This is a genomic window from Massilibacillus massiliensis (assembly GCF_900086705.1).
GTDB lineage: Bacteria > Bacillota > Negativicutes > FLKF01 > FLKF01 > Massilibacillus > Massilibacillus massiliensis.
The window spans coordinates 1,166-17,091 of the sequence record NZ_LT575483.1 but is presented as its reverse complement, the minus strand read 5'-3'; the positions used below and the strand labels follow the sequence as shown (position 1 = coordinate 17,091).

Genomic DNA, 15,926 nt, shown 5'->3' with positions numbered 1-15,926 from the left:
AGCATAAAATTTTACTAAACATACTAAAATTTTAGCATGTTTTAGTATTCTACTGGTGTATAATACTAAAAGATGCCTTTAACATAAAAGGATCTTTACTAAATATACAAAGGAGCTAAATATGCACAAAAATTCTTATTTTTCTAATATAAATCATACGTCAACGGACAACACGGCTTCATCCAAGATCCCCACACGTGACGAGATTGATCCTAAATTTAAATGGAACTTATCAGATATTTACGAAAATGAATCTGCATTTGAAACGGATTATCAAAAAACAAAAACTTTAATCAAAAATATTGCTGCTTTTAAAGATAATCTAAAAAAGACAGATTGTTTATTAAACTGTCTAAAGCTGCGAGACGAACTCAGTTTAAAAGCAAGTCATTTATTTGCATATGCTAGAATGCATCAAGACGAAAATGCTAAGAATTCTCTATACCAAGCGAGAACTTCAAAAGTAGAAAGTTTACTTTCGGAAGTTTCCGCTGCAACTTCTTTTATAGAGCCCGAGTTAATTGCTCTGCCGGAAAAATATATAAACTCGCTTTTTCTGCAAAATACCGAATTTGATTGCTATAAATTTTATTTCGAAGATTTATTACGGCAGAAAAAGCATATATTATCTCCTATAGAAGAAGAAATTTTAGCCAAAGCTGGAGAACTATTAAAAATTCCAACCAATATTTACAGTATGCTAACCAATGCTGATATGACCTTTCCTGAAATTACAGTAGAATCTGGTGATAAAATTCAATTAAGTGAAGGCCGCTATAATGCTCTTATTCGGTCGACAAATCGTCAAACTAGAACAGATGCTTTTCATCAGTTATTTAATACGTATGCAAAATATCGCAATACTTTTTCTACAACACTTACAAGTAATATTAAAAATACAAATTTTTATGCAAAGACAAAAAAATATAATTCCAGCTTAGAAGCTGCGCTTGAAAATGATAATGTTCCAATTTGCGTTTATACAAATTTAATTGATACCATTCATAAAACATTACATCCTTTACACAAATACGTTGATTTAAAGAAAAAATTTCTACAATTAGACGAAATTCATATGTATGATTTATATGTTCCTCTAGCGAAGGCTTTACCGGATGACATCAAGTATCAAGAGGGTCTCCAATTGGTACTTCATAGTTTAAAGCCTTTAGGTGAAAATTATGTCAATACGCTATCAAAAGGTTCTGGCGCAGGTTGGATCGATCTTTATGAAAACCAAGGAAAACGAACTGGTGCTTATTCTTGGGGCGTATATGGGGTACATCCTTTCGTTTTGCTAAATTATGATAACAAATACGGAGCTGTTTCGACTTTAGCACACGAGCTAGGGCATGCAATGCACAGTTATTACAGTAATCAATCGCAAAATTATATCAATTCTGCTTACACAATTTTTTGTGCCGAAGTTGCCTCCACAACCAATGAAATTTTACTACTTGACTATATGCTTGAACATGAAGCTGACCCTACTAAACGCATCTATTTTATCAATCAATATTTAGAACAAGTGCGCACAACAGTATATCGTCAGGCGATGTTTGCTGAATTTGAACTGATTACACACAAAAAAATCGAAAAAAATGAAGCACTCACGGCAGATCTATTAGAAGAACTTTGGTTAACGTTAAACAAAAAATATTATGGTAATACCATCGTAATTGATGATGCAATAAAAATTGAGTGGGCTAGAATTCCTCATTTTTATAGACCATTTTATGTTTATCAATATGTTACTGGTTATGCAGCTGCAACTACACTTGCCGAAAATTTAATAAATGAAGGTTCATCTGCCCAAAGACGATATTTAAAATATTTACAAAGTGGTGGATCTGATTACTCCATTCATTTACTGAAAGCAGCAGGTGTTGATATGAGCACTTCTATTCCATTAAAAATAACTTTGGAAAAATTTAATAAAAGGCTCAAGGAATTGGAAGAGTTACTAATAAAAGCTTGACAATCCTAACTTTTCAATGTATAGTATGGGAAGTAACTAAACTAATTGCTCTGGATAGCTTGCGTGGCTGTAACCAACCAACTTACCAGCACAATTTTGTTGGAAACTAAATAATTTAAGGAGGTTGGTTAAAATGACCTACCAAGATAAAGAACTTACATGTAAAGAATGTGGAGTAGAATTTGCTTTTACTGCATCAGAACAATCTTTCTACGCTGAGAAAGGCTTCCAAAATGAACCTTCTCGTTGCCCTGAATGTCGTGCAGCTAGAAAAGCACAAAACAATAGAGGCGGCGGCAATGGATTCCGTCAACAACGCGAAATGTTTGATACAGTTTGTAGCGAATGCGGCAAAGACACACAAGTTCCTTTCAAACCAACAGAAGGAAAACCTGTTTTCTGTCGTGATTGCTTCCAAGCACACAAATCTTATTAATTTAACGATTATTCAAAGAGACCTTTTAGGTCTCTTTTTTATTTGTTTTAAAACGCTTTGGGATAGACAAAACTAAAATGAGGATGCCGCTAAAAACGACATCCCCATAAATGGCTATGTATTACTATTCTGCTATCGGACCAGCATCCAAAATATCTGCAGACATCTCTCCCTTAAATTTCGTGACATTTTGGTTAAATAATTTTGCCAATTTTTTTGCTTGCACTTGATAATCTTCTTTATGTGCCCAGGTATTCATTGGTTTTAATATTTCGGCAGGAACTTCTGGACATTCTTTAGGAATAGCAATGCGGAAAATAGGATCAGTTTCCCACTCTACTTGATCAAGCGCCCCTTCTAGTGCTGCAGTGATCATTGCTCTTGTATATTTTAAATTCATACGATGACCAATACCATAAGGGCCACCCGACCAGCCAGTATTAACAAGATAAACATTGGTATTATACTTTTCAATTTTTTCTCCAAGTAATCTTGCATATTTTAATGGAGATAACGGCAAGAATGGTTCCCCAAATCCAGTTGAAAAAGTAGCTTGAGGTTCTGTAACGCCACGTTCTGTACCAGCGACTTTACTTGTATAACCGGATAAGAAATGATACATTGCTTGTTCTTTTGTTAATTTTGCAATTGGTGGTAAGACCCCAAACGCGTCTGCAGTTAAAAAAATGACCGTTTTAGGATGTCCTGCTACACTTGGAATAAGAGCATTTGGAATATATTCGATTGGATAAGCGGTTCTACTATTCTCAGTTAAAATTGTATTAAAATAATCGGGCTTTCTATCTCCTTCAATCCAAACATTTTCTAATACAGAGCCAAACTGAATCGCATTATAAATCTCAGGTTCCGACTCCAACGTTAATTTTACACATTTTGCATAACAACCGCCCTCTATATTAAAAATGCCATGATCACTCCAGCCATGTTCATCATCACCGACTAAACTACGATTAGGATCCGCTGAGAGTGTTGTCTTTCCTGTACCACTTAGACCAAAGAATAACGCTACATCTCCCTTTTTCCCAACATTTGCTGAACAATGCATAGATAGGATTCCCTTTTGAGGTAGAATATAATTCATGACAGAAAAAATAGATTTTTTCATCTCGCCTGCATATTCGCCGCCACCAATTAGCACCATATTTTTATCAAAATTAATGATAATAAAAGTTTCAGAATTTGTACCATCAAGTTCTGGATTTGCTTTAAATTTTGGTAAACAAATAACTGTGAATCCTTCTTTTTCAATAATTTCAGATTTAGGTTTAATAAACAATTGTTTGATAAATAGATGCTGCCATGCGAGTTCATTGATAAATTTAACTTGTAAACGATTTGCAGGATCCGCACCAGCAAAAACATCCGTCACATACAACTCGTGATCTTTGGCGTACTCTTTCATTTTTTCATATAAGCGATTAAAAGTAGCTTCACTGCAAGGCGCATTATTTGTCCAGCTGATTTGATCATGAACAGCCTTCGTATCTACAATGAATTTATCTTTAGGAGAACGGCCTGTATGTTTACCAGTTGTTACACAAATTGCACCTTTATCAGAAAGAATTCCCTCACGGTTGCTAATTGCCTTTTCAACTAATTCTACAACACTAAGATTATAAAATTTCTTACGCGCTCCTGTTAAAAAATTTTCGCTACTTACTAATTTTCCCATCATAAGTCAACCTCTCATAACTATTAAATATTATTTATGATATATACGATTAATCACGTATATCACATTAAAGTAATTCTACATGCCAAAGGAATATCCTTCTAAAAATCTTTAAATTCAGTAAATTATTCTTTATATTCATAATATTTAAATATTAATTATCTATTACGTTTTTTTATAGTTTCATTTATCGTTTTTACCAAATAAACCTATAAAAAAAAACCTACTATATAATATTTATAGTAGGCTTTTTTTATGCTAATTATGAATTGCTGAGAAATTCTTTGACCATAAATAACATATCTTCTTTTCCACATTTTTTATGATGCAAAATCGTTGCATTACGTAAGTTATTTAACCCCTTCGGAACTTTTATTTTATTCAATTTTTCTAAAGCATCTAGCATTTTAAATTCATCAGTATAGATTGGATTGCTTGAATCAAGTGCTTTTACTACACTTTCATTGAATTTATAAGGACTGGCTGTTGAAACAATGACGGTTTGTGTCTCATCTCCTGTGGCAAGCTTATACTGATCTGCGACTTCCCAGGCAACCGCGGTGTGTGTGTCAATAACATAATCGTATTTTTCATATACCTGCTGGATTTTTTTTGTTGTTTGTTCGTCGCTTACCCAAGCAGACCAAAATACATCCTGAATTTTCTTTAAACATTCTTTAGGTACACTATATGTACCTTTTGTATTAAGGGCATTCATCCACTCTTTTATCTGATCTTGATTTCCATTATTTATATGATACAATAAACGTTCTAAATTACTAGAAATCAAAATATCCATGGATGGCGTATTGGTTTTATAAAACGCACGATTTCTATCATACGTACCCGTTTTCAAAAAATCGGTCAATACATTGTTTGTATTAGAAGCACAGATCAATTTATTGATTGGTAACCCCATTAATTTTGCATAGTATCCCGCTAAAATATTACCAAAGTTACCCGTAGGCACAACAAAATTTATTTTATCACCCTTTTGAATTGCTTGCTGTTTTAACAAATCTGTATAAGAGCTAAAATAATAAACAATCTGCGGAACTAACCGCCCCCAATTAATTGAATTTGCCGAAGATAATTGAAACCCTTTTTCAAGTAATTCATGATGAAACCTTTTATTATTAAAAATATTTTTAACACCAGTCTGAGCGTCATCAAAATTTCCATCAACTGCAACAACTGCGACGTTTTTCCCCTGCTGCGTAATCATTTGCAAACGCTGGATTTTACTTACGCCCCCATTCGGATAAAATACTATAATTTGAATTTGCTCTACATCTTTAAAACCTTCTAATGCAGCTTTACCGGTATCACCAGATGTAGCCACTAAAATAGCAATCTTCTCTTTTTTCTCTGTTTTCTTTATTGCAGTAGACATAAGCTGTGGCAACAATTGCAATGCCATATCTTTAAATGCACTTGTCTCACCATGCCATAACTCTAAAATATGGTGATCTTTATCCAATTGAACGGTAGGAGCTATTTCCTCAACATCAAAGCTATCACTATTATAAGCATTTTTTAAGCAACGACTGAGGTCTTCCTCAGTGTAATCAGTTAAAAATTTGGCCAACACCTTTTGCGCACGTTCTTGATAACTTAAATCAAGTAAACTTTCAATAAAATTTTCTTCTATTTTGGGTAACGTAATCGGAACAAATAATCCGCCATCACCTGCGATCCCAGTAATAATTGCTTCTGCTGATTGTATCGCTTCTTGGCATCCTCTTGTACTAGTATATTTCATCATAAGCCTCTTTTCTTTTTAATCCTCTATCTACTCAGCCATATCGCGTGAAAGATCACAAACAACAGCGTCCGTAACTTTAATTAAATCTTGTGGAGCAATTAGAATTTGAGCTCCTCTCATACCAGCACTAATTGCAATCGAATCCCATAAACGCACACTGCGATCAATATAAATTGGATATGTTTTTTTTGCTCCTAGTGGGGAAACTCCACCTCTAACATATCCAGTTAATGTTTGTATTTCTTTTAGATGAACCATTTCTACCTTCTTATCACCGCTTACCAATGCCAAATTTTTCAAATTAAGTTCTGCCCCTCCAGGAATACAAGCCATTAATACTCCACTTTTATCTCCCTTCGCGACTAAGGTTTTAAAGACTCTTTCTAACGGCATGCCAATTTTTTTTGCTACATTTGGTGCACTGAGATCGTTTAAATCAACGTCATACTCACCTATTGTGTAATTTATTTTATATTTATCCAACAGTCTTGCCGCATTCGTTTTTTTCATAGAGTATAACTCCTCTGGTAAAGTATATATATCCATTCATATTATTCATTATGAATAATATGACCATTATTATATCACAATTTTTCAAAATAACCTATATCTTTTGTCAACTATCTGTATAGAATATGATCTATAAAAAAACAATAATAGAAAAGTACCACTTATTCTATTATTAGTGTACAATATAATAATAAAATATTTGCAAAAAGAGAGGTGCCCTCATTGATCAAAATTGCATTAGGACAAATTGAAGTACAACCAGGTAAACCTGATCTAAATACGCAAAAAATGCTCTCCATGATTGAAAATGCAAAAAAACAAAATGTCGATCTTATTGTTTTTCCAGAGATGTCCATTCCAGGTTATTTACTTGGTGACACTTGGGAGCAAAAATCTTTTTTAGAAGATTGTGAATACCATGGAAATTTAATTATTGCAGCCTCAAGCAATATTTGCATTATTTTCGGTAATGTCGCAATGGACTGGAGTAAACGAAATAATGATGGTCGCATTAGAAAGTACAATGCATTTTTTGCTGCATATAATGGAAAGTTAATTTCTAATCCAAATTCACTATATCCTTTTGGAATAAAAACTTTACAACCAAATTATCGTGAATTTGATGATACAAGACACTTTTACAGTCTACAGAAACTTTCTCGTGAAACAGGTATTGCTATTGATAAACTATTACAGCCAATCCAACTGAATTTATCAAATCAAACCTTAAATATTGGTTGTTTATTGTGCGAAGATGGTTGGAGTGACGACTATGCAATTTCACCGATTGAAATATTGCATAATAATTACACAATTGATTTATTTATTAATATGTCTAGTTCACCTTACACATTGGGCAAAAATAATAAACGCAACCGCGTTTTTTCTAAACAAGCACAAACTACATCTGTCCCTCTTATTTATATTAATACAACTGGAATTCAAAATAACGGAAAAACTATTTATACTTTTGACGGCTCCAGCACGGTTTACAGTGCTAGTGGTAATGTCATTGCCTATTGTGAACCTTTTAAAGAGCAATTAAAAATCGTCGATTTCGATTCAACTAAGAATCTGACAAATTCAATTCATCCTCATGAGGAAGATAGCATTTCAAATATTTACAGTGCACTGCACTACGGTATAAAAAAATTTTTAAAAACCATTCATATGGACAAGGTTGTCATTGGTATATCTGGTGGCATTGATTCTGCCGTAGCAGCTGCACTTTATGTCAAAATACTCGGAGCAGAAAATGTTTTACTCGTGAATATGCCGAGTATTTATAATTCAAAAACAACAAAAGATCTATCCTATCAGCTTGCCAAAAATTTAAAATGCAATTATATCGTAGCGCCAATTCAAGAAGTTATAGAATATACAATTAAACAAATTGAAGACACACCAATTCTTAATTTTTCTACAAATAAAGAAAGTCATTTAAGCGTTTCTTCTTTTATTGCTGAAAATATCCAAGCACGCGATCGCTCTGCTCGTATTTTAGCCGGAATTGCTGCATCTTTTGGAGGAGGATTCACCTGTAACGCGAATAAAAGTGAAACAACCGTTGGCTATTCTACATTATATGGCGATCAATCTGGCTTTCTTGCAGCACTTGCCGACCTTTGGAAACACCAAATCTACGAGCTTGCAGAATATTTAAATAAAGAAGTTTATAAATTAGAAGTAATACCCCAAGCAACAATCGATATTGTTCCAAGTGCAGAACTGTCTCATAATCAAGCTGTTGATGAGGGCAAAGGTGACCCAATCAAGTATCCATATCATGATTATTTATTTAGAGCTTTTATGGAACATTGGAATAGAGCAACTCCACAAGATATCTTAGAATGGTATCAAGCGGGTATTTTAGAGGAAAAGCTCGGGTGTTCTCCAGGTTTAGTTGCAAAATATTTTTCTTCAACAGATGAATTTATTAAAGATCTCGAACGCTGGTGGAATCTATATTCAGGAATGGCAATAGCAAAGCGAATTCAAGCTCCCCCAATTCTTGCAATTAGCAGACGTGCATATGGATTTGATCACCGTGAAGCACAAAATGGCCCCTACTACACTGCAAAATATAAAAAAATTAAAGCTCAATTATTAAAAATAAAATAGCGTAAATAAAAATCAGTAGTAATGTAAAATAAATTACTACTGATTTTTATTTTAGAAATATCTAATTAATAGAATTCCGACTATAATAGCTAAACACATTGAGATGTAGTCATTGGCTTTTAATTTTGTTTCTGCCAAAAAAGTTCGTTTCTTGGTTCTAGAAAATCCACGCATCTCTAAACTAATTGCCATATGTTCGCTTCTTTGAATTGCTCTAAACACCATTGGTTTAATAATAATCATATATTCAAATAACCTTTTAAAAGGATTTTTTGATTCTTTGTAACCTCGGCAAGACTGAGCCTCCCGAATTGCTTGACTCTCAGCTAAAATATCGGGAACAAAACGTAGTACTGCGGTAACCATAAACGCATAACTATAAGGTATACGGCATTGTTTTACTAATGCAGCTGTAATCTGTTGTGTCTTTGTTGTCGCCAGCATTAAAATAACAGAAAAAGACATTATAACCATTCTTAATGCTGAAATTAAAGAAATTTCAATACTACTACCACACAATAATTGAATAAAATATAAAACAATAGAAAACAACACGAGAAAAGATACAGCTTTACCTATTTTATGCATACTCTTCGTATAGATCATTATAATAAATTCAAGAAACAATAGCCCAATCAAAGCTCCAATGTGATTGGTTAAAATTGAATACACAGAAACAATAACTGCGAATATAATTTTTGTTAAAGCTGCAAAATTAAACATCCATGGTCTTCCTTTCTTCAATCTTTTTATAAATTTCTCGAGGCGTTAAACATACTCCTAAATCATATTCTTTACCAATCCGTACCGCTTCAGGTAATTCTAAACCTAATTCTACAGTAAGTTTCTCATCAGAAAACAACTTTAATGGCGTTCCGTTAAATTTCAATTCTCCTTTTTCTAGGACCACTACTCTATGTGCATGTTCAGCAATAATATCCATATCATGTGTAACTAAAATGATCGTCATTCCTTGCAAATTAAAATTCCGCATAAGTTTCAATAAGATTGTTCTTTCTCGACAATCTTGTCCAGATGTAGGTTCATCTAAAATCAAAAATTTAGGGTTAGCGGCAAGTGCTGAAGCAATAGATAATCTTTGCTTCAATCCTCGCGATAACATCTGTGGAGAATGCTTTTCCATTCCCACAAGCCCAGTTACCTCTAAGGATCTTTTTACATTTTCTAAAATTTCATCTTGGCTGAAATTCAATTTTTGAGGCGCATAAGCAACTTCTTCAAATACAGAATTTGCGAACAGCTGTCTATCAGGGTTTTGAAACACATAACCGATATAACTTGCCATATCTGCTGGTTTTGCCTTCATTATGTCTTTCCCATACAACTCCATACAGCCCTGATCGGCATTTATAATCCCCATAATAATTCTAGTTAAGGTTGTTTTTCCGCTGCCATTTCGGCCTGCAATTGCAAGAATTTCACCCTCCATGACTTGAAAAGAAATATCGTCAAGCACTTTTTCCTTTTTATTATAACTATAACTCATATTTTGTATCTTTAGCATCTTTTATCACTCAATTCTAAGTAAATTTTCCACCGGAGAGGTACTGCTTCAGCATATATTTTAGAAGTATACATATAGCCTAACCCCTCTTCTATGCCTCCAGAAAATTTTAGTGTCCCATCATCTAATACTACAAGCTGCGTAACACAATCATAAATATACTTTAAATCATGTTCAGCTACAATAATTGTTTTATTATACTTTATATTTAGGTCTTTTAATAACTTATAAATTTCGATTGCGCCTTCCGGATCAATCGCAGCAATAGGTTCATCTAATACTAAAATAGGGGAATCTACCGCCAAAACTACAGCAATAGCCAATCTCTGTTTCTGACCGCCAGATAATGTTGATATAAAACGATTCTCTAAACCAGTAAGACCTACCATTTCTAATACTCTACTTCGTTTTCTTAAAATTTCCTCATGATCCAAACCTAAATTTTCTAATGAAAAGGCAATTTCATCTCCGACAGTTTCCGTAACTAATTGGGCCTCATAATCAGCAAATACCATTCCAACCTGATGATTTAAATCAGCTAAATTAGTGTTGCAAATATCAATATCATTTACAATTAATCTGCTATTTTGCATACCAGAAAAATAATCCATTCGCCCACCGGAAATTGCCAAAAGTAATGTTGTCTTTCCTGAACCATTCATCCCTGTTATCACGGTAAATGATCCTTTTGCTACCGTAAGATTCATATTCTTTAGCGTATACGAAGACATCTTTTTCATATTATTAAAAATTCGCTCTGCTGGTTTATAAAGTAGCTGGCCTATTACCATGCCTAATATCGCCATAATTCCAACTGTTGGTAGCATTACATATAAATAAATATTCAATGGTAAATTAATAAGAATTTTTGTAACTGTAACAAAAATTCCGCCACTTACAAGCGTTGTAATTAATACAATGAATGCAGGTTCCAAACTAATACCACGTATTTTAAAATCAAAAATACGTTTATTTGCCATATAAGCACATAAATATCCGGCAATGGGTTCACTCATTAAATTTGCATAAGGCAAAGCTGCTTTTGATGTCATAGTCGCTACGATTCCTGCAACAAGGCCAATTCCTAGCCCTTGTTTAGCATTCGGACGACAAAGCATAATTGCCAAGCAATACATAACAATATTCCAATTCAATGAAATTGCTCCAACGCTAGGAGAAATCATACGAAGAATAACACCTATTGTTAATAATAATGTTGTAATCGTAATCCATCGTAAACTACTTTCATGAGAGTTTTTATTTTCCATATGGCTAGACTCCTTCGATTTATAATAAATACAAAAAACCTCTCATCCCTATAAAAAGGGACGAGAGGTTATACATACACCCGCGGTACCACCCTTGCTGACTATAATAAGTCCAACTCAGTCAAAATACAAGACAGTACAATTAATATGCCTGATATTCGTTTCCTAGATAACGGTGGAAAGCTCCGATAGCGCCTACCCCGTTTGCTACGGATCGGACTATATCTCTTAGGTCCATTCCTCATAATGATTTGTACTGATCTCCCACCATCATCAGTTCGCTATAACCATCTTTCTATGAGTACTACTCCTAATCATCGAAAATTCAATTATTAACTTATCAACAGAATATCAATAAAAGATTTGCATGTCAATCATTATTTCTTAAATTCTACTTTAGAAAGTCCATAAATGCCATTTAATATAATACTATCAACAAGTTTAAAGAATAAAGTAATATAAACATAATAGTAACACTAAAAGGGAGGTAAGTTTATGGAGATAGAAAATTGTAATTTTTATTCCTTATCACCAGAAGAATCCTTATCCTTAAATTTACTTCTAACTTTAATTTTTTCAAATGGTTTGAATTCAAATCAACTAAACATTTTAGGTAACTTTATTTGTGCTTTAGGACAAAATATTTTGGTCGTTCAGACAATCATTGGTGCCTTGCCAGATGATAGTGCAATATATCAAATAAATCAGAAATCTTGCTTAAAAGATTCTGAACGAACTGAAACAACACAAAAACAACTCATAAATTTACAGATAGAATTAGCGCAATTAAAAGATAAAATACTACGATTAGAAAAAGAATTAACGTTTAAGAAAACTTAAAATAAACCAAACAACGATACTTATACAAATACCAATTAATACAATTGGTAATGCAATAAATAACAAAAATCCTATTACTGCAACAATAATGAAGACAATCGCAATTTTGGATATAATGTTAGATCTGCTAAAGTCAAAATTTCTCACATAAATTTTTTGACTTGTAGTTTGTCTATGATATTGTTGCTCTGTACTATCTTGATCATTATTACTATGATTGGTTTCTATTGTTACTCCATTATAATGAGAACTTTCCTCTGAGCTTAAAATTCTTACGTTATCATCCAGATCAGAGCAATGATGACATATTCCTGTATTCTCATCGATTTCTTGATTACATTTTGAACAACGCATATGGCCCTCCTTGCTATTAAAATTCATATAAAAAATGAATGAATCCTTCTTCAGTTAAATACCTAGCATCAAACCTTTTTAAAGATAAAGCTTGAGAAAGATTTTCATACTGTATTTGAAAATCTGGTTGAGAGAAATGTAATTTCAGCATTATATCTTTCAGTGTTACAACATGAATTCCATTTAATTCTGCAAAACAATAAAAAATTATTCCAGCTATAATTTCTGATTTATGCGGTATCTCATCCACTACACACAAATAATCATAAAAAAGTCTCAATAATAAAGTATTTGCACTTTTACTAAAATTATATTCTACCGATAATTTATTTAATAAATTTACTATGTTGTCATTAACATATTTTTGATGAAACTTAAAAAAATAATTTTCATCGATTTGTATAGGTATTACATTTACCCTTGCTAAATTCATCAAAATATCGATTGTATGCCGTACTAAAATAGCATGTCTTAAAAAAAAATCTTCAATTGTTGCATTTGGTTGCTGTATCTGATAGATATTCTTCTGTCTTAGAATTTCATCTCTTATTCTATTACGAAAATTTTTACTTACAGGGACACTTGTAATATAATTTAGCATTACAACACCATTTGTATGGATATGTCCATATAAAATTGCTCTTTTATAGTCATGCATACCATAATCAGGTAATGGTAACTGAAGCTTCTCCCCGCTAAACAAATCAATACATTCTACGCTAAATGGATTGATTATTCGCTCTATATAAAATACAGTAAACTTCGTCTGCAATAAATCTTCTAGAACATGAATTTCATCATGGGTTAGATGTTTTTTTTGTTCTAAATAAAAATATTTAATAGGAGTTTCATCAGAAGAATTTAAATGATAATCAAATAGAAAGTAATCCCAAAACCCAAGCCAAAAATCAGTCGCATCCTCTTCTTCTGGAATTTTATTAAATGGTCCAGTATATAAAGAAATTGAACGATTAAAATCATTTAGAAATTCTTCTTTTTTAAAATACATACCAATTTTATTTAGCAGTCCTTCTATTAAGTGATTCAACTTATAATTTATATTATCTTTAAATAAATCATCTTCTTTAAAATTTTTATGAAATATACTATTATCTTCTAATTTGGGAATTTGAAACTTTCCCTTATCAAAAAATTTCTCTCTAACATTCAGCAATATATTCATATTGATTGGTACATTTTTCTCCGTCAAGTACACAGAAAAATCTTTAAAAATTTTTAAAATAGCATCTAAGCTCGTCTCATTTAAAATAAAATCAGACTGCGTATTTTTCATCCATAAAACAGCTCGAATATAGTTATCAAGTGTTACTTGTTTCATATCTTTTATATTTGCATAAATCAAATAGTCTATAAAGCAAGATAATAAATTCCAAACATCTAGCAACTGCTTATCGGAATAACCTTGCCAAGCTTTTTTTCTTAAATAACCATCTAAAAATACTTTTGGAAAAATAGATATATTTTTTGTATCATAAAACGTTTGAACAGAGTCGTAAACATTTTTCATCTAAATTTATAATCTCCTTATAAGGCACCTATGTCGTACATTATAACATACCTAAAGAAAGTATTCTAGAACAAAGAAACTTTATGGGTACTTCCACATCTCAGGCTCTCTTCCTCGTAGTTGTAGCACTCTGTCAGTCTTGTTCTTCTGCGAATCTATTTCTGCACTACAACAAAAAAGCACTCACGTTTGTGAGTGCTTTTCAACTTAACCAGCAACTACCGACTTTCCCAGGGCGTTTCCACCCAAGTATCCTTGGCCTCTAAGTGCTTAACTACTGTGTTCGGTATGGGAACAGGTGGATCCACTTAGGCATCGTCACTGGATTCTTCAGAGTTATTCTCTGAAAACTATACAGAAGTTTTATTTTTGTATGAATTCTTGCATTTTAGTTTCTTTCTTCACTCTATTCGTCAAAGTTCATCTACCACGCCCTCTGACTTCGTCTTATTCGACTAAGCCACGGCTTTGGTATCTTCTCACTTCGCTCGAACTAAAGTGATTCACTAGGAACTTTCTCAAGTTCCTGTTCTCTACTTTAAGTCAAGCCCTCGACCTATTAGTACCAGTCAGCTGAACACATTACTGTACTTACACTCCTGGCCTATCAACCTTGTCTTCTTCAAGGGGTCTTACTAGATTACTCTATGAGAAACCTCATCTTAAGGCTGGTTTCACGCTTAGATGCTTTCAGCGTTTATCCTTTCCGAACGTAGCTACCCAACTGTACTCCTGGCGGAATAATTGGTACACCATTGGTTCGTCCACTCCGGTCCTCTCGTACTAGGAGCAGCTCCCTTCAAGTTTCTTACGCCCGCGATGGATAGGGACCGAACTGTCTCACGACGTTCTGAACCCAGCTCACGTACCACTTTAATGGGCGAACAGCCCAACCCTTGGGACCTACTTCAGCCCCAGGATGTGATGAGCCGACATCGAGGTGCCAAACCTCCCCGTCGATATGGACTCTTGGGAGAGATTAGCCTGTTATCCCCAGGGTAGCTTTTATCCGTTGAGCGATGGCCCTTCCACTCGGTACCACCGGATCACTAAGCCCGACTTTCGTCCCTGCTCGACCTGTCCGTCTCGCAGTCAAGCTCCCTTCTGCCTTTGCACTCTTCGCGCGATTTCTGTCCGCGCTGAGGGAACCTTTGGGCGCCTCCGTTACTCTTTCGGAGGCGACCGCCCCAGTCAAACTGCCCGCCTGACACTGTCTTGAATTTCGTTACTCTTACAGTTAGAATTCCAGTAAATGAAGGGTGGTATCCCAACAATGACTCCTACAAAACTTGCGTTCTATATTCTCAGTCTCCCACCTATCCTGTACATCATTTACCAAAATTCAATGTCAGGTTGCAGTAAAGCTCCATGGGGTCTTTCTGTCCAGTCGCGGGTAACCTGCATCTTCACAGGTATTTCAATTTCACCGGGTCCCTCGTTGAGACAGTGCCCAAGTCGTTACACCTTTCGTGCGGGTCGGAACTTACCCGACAAGGAATTTCGCTACCTTAGGACCGTTATAGTTACGGCCGCCGTTTACTGGGGCTTCAATTCACATCTTCGAATTACTTCTAAACGCTCCTCTTAACCTTCCAGCACCGGGCAGGTGTCAGCACCTATACGTCAGATTTCTCTTTAGCAGGCACCTGTGTTTGTGGTAAACAGTCGCTTGGGCCTCTCTTCTGTCGCCTTCAGTCGCTTTGCTCTGCTTGAGAGCTCACAACCAATGGCCATCCTTTTCCCGAAGTTACGGATGCATTTTGCCGAGTTCCTTAACGAGGGTTTTCCCGCGCACCTTAGGATTCTCTCCCCGCCTACCTGTGTCGGTTTGCGGTACGGGCACCTCTAATCTCGCTAGAAGCTTTTCTTGACAGCGTGGTCCATTCGATTTCTCTTCGGCCGAAGCCT

Annotated in this window: 12 protein-coding genes, 1 rRNA gene and 2 other annotated features (1 of these 15 cut by a window edge); of the genes, 4 read left to right on the top strand and 9 right to left on the bottom strand. The window is 34.3% G+C overall.

Translation table 11 applies throughout. The features are described from left to right. Positions 1–121: 121 nt before the first annotated feature. The gene (pepF, locus tag BN6559_RS00110) at positions 122–1,978 is read left to right on the top strand and encodes an oligoendopeptidase F (RefSeq protein ID WP_110952842.1); all 1,857 of its coding nucleotides are present in this window, start codon (positions 122–124) and stop codon (positions 1,976–1,978) included. A 133-nt stretch (positions 1,979–2,111) separates the two neighbouring features. After that, a complete protein-coding gene (locus BN6559_RS00105; RefSeq protein ID WP_110952841.1) occupies positions 2,112–2,414 on the top strand; it encodes a zinc-ribbon domain containing protein in 303 nt (100 codons plus the stop codon). A gap of 124 nt (positions 2,415–2,538) precedes the next feature. On the opposite strand, the gene pckA is transcribed toward BN6559_RS00105, so the two are convergent. The 3 genes from pckA to ybaK all read right to left on the bottom strand — a co-directional run bounded on the left by pckA (position 2,539) and on the right by ybaK (position 6,382). Next, positions 2,539–4,110, bottom strand: a complete 1,572-nt coding sequence (gene pckA / locus BN6559_RS00100; protein WP_199883642.1) for a phosphoenolpyruvate carboxykinase (ATP) — start codon at positions 4,108–4,110, stop codon at positions 2,539–2,541. 259 nt (positions 4,111–4,369) lie between these two features. Further along, positions 4,370–5,869, bottom strand: coding sequence for a threonine synthase (thrC, locus tag BN6559_RS00095; RefSeq protein ID WP_110952840.1), 1,500 nt, complete (start codon positions 5,867–5,869; stop codon positions 4,370–4,372). 30 nt (positions 5,870–5,899) lie between these two features. Beyond that, positions 5,900–6,382 carry a Cys-tRNA(Pro) deacylase gene (ybaK, locus tag BN6559_RS00090; protein ID WP_110952839.1) on the bottom strand — a complete coding sequence of 161 codons (483 nt, stop codon included), beginning with the start codon at positions 6,380–6,382 and terminating at the stop codon, positions 5,900–5,902. A gap of 222 nt (positions 6,383–6,604) precedes the next feature. On the opposite strand from ybaK, the gene nadE reads away from it, so the two are divergent. Continuing rightward, positions 6,605–8,503, top strand: coding sequence for an NAD(+) synthase (gene nadE / locus BN6559_RS00085; RefSeq protein WP_110952838.1), 1,899 nt, complete (start codon positions 6,605–6,607; stop codon positions 8,501–8,503). Between the two features lie 51 nt (positions 8,504–8,554). Here nadE and BN6559_RS00080 read toward each other — a convergent pair whose 3' ends face one another. Genes BN6559_RS00080 through BN6559_RS00070 form a run of 3 tightly spaced genes read right to left on the bottom strand, consistent with a single transcriptional unit; the run spans position 8,555 to position 11,296 of the window. Next, a complete protein-coding gene (locus tag BN6559_RS00080; protein ID WP_110952837.1) occupies positions 8,555–9,226 on the bottom strand; it encodes an energy-coupling factor transporter transmembrane component T family protein in 672 nt (223 codons plus the stop codon). After that, positions 9,219–10,028 (bottom strand): energy-coupling factor ABC transporter ATP-binding protein, encoded by an 810-nt coding sequence (locus BN6559_RS00075; protein WP_110952836.1) that lies wholly within the window; start codon positions 10,026–10,028, stop codon positions 9,219–9,221. The genes BN6559_RS00080 and BN6559_RS00075 overlap by 8 nt, the downstream gene beginning before the upstream one ends. Continuing rightward, a complete protein-coding gene (locus BN6559_RS00070; RefSeq protein ID WP_110952835.1) occupies positions 10,022–11,296 on the bottom strand; it encodes an energy-coupling factor ABC transporter ATP-binding protein in 1,275 nt (424 codons plus the stop codon). The genes BN6559_RS00075 and BN6559_RS00070 overlap by 7 nt, the downstream gene beginning before the upstream one ends. A 53-nt stretch (positions 11,297–11,349) precedes the next feature. After that, positions 11,350–11,623, bottom strand: a binding site (T-box leader). A 168-nt stretch (positions 11,624–11,791) separates the two neighbouring features. Between BN6559_RS00070 and BN6559_RS00065 the strand changes: the two genes are divergently transcribed. After that, complete coding sequence (locus BN6559_RS00065; protein WP_110952834.1) at positions 11,792–12,136, top strand: hypothetical protein; 345 nt, start codon at positions 11,792–11,794, stop codon at positions 12,134–12,136. On the opposite strand, the gene BN6559_RS00060 is transcribed toward BN6559_RS00065, so the two are convergent. From BN6559_RS00060 to rrf, 3 genes are all read right to left on the bottom strand, one after another. Beyond that, on the bottom strand, positions 12,116–12,490 hold the full coding sequence (locus tag BN6559_RS00060; RefSeq protein ID WP_110952833.1) for a hypothetical protein: 375 nt from the start codon (positions 12,488–12,490) through the stop codon (positions 12,116–12,118). The genes BN6559_RS00065 and BN6559_RS00060 overlap by 21 nt on opposite strands. Positions 12,491–12,506: 16 nt before the next feature. After that, entirely contained in the window at positions 12,507–14,018 is a 1,512-nt protein-coding gene (locus BN6559_RS00055) for a hypothetical protein (RefSeq protein WP_110952832.1), read from the bottom strand. A gap of 209 nt (positions 14,019–14,227) precedes the next feature. Next, positions 14,228–14,344: ribosomal RNA gene (rrf, locus tag BN6559_RS00050) — 5S ribosomal RNA — on the bottom strand. Between the two features lie 213 nt (positions 14,345–14,557). Further along, positions 14,558–15,926, bottom strand: a sequence feature (mutual gap in cmsearch alignment for this rRNA model is longer than 100); it runs 1,165 nt beyond the window's last position.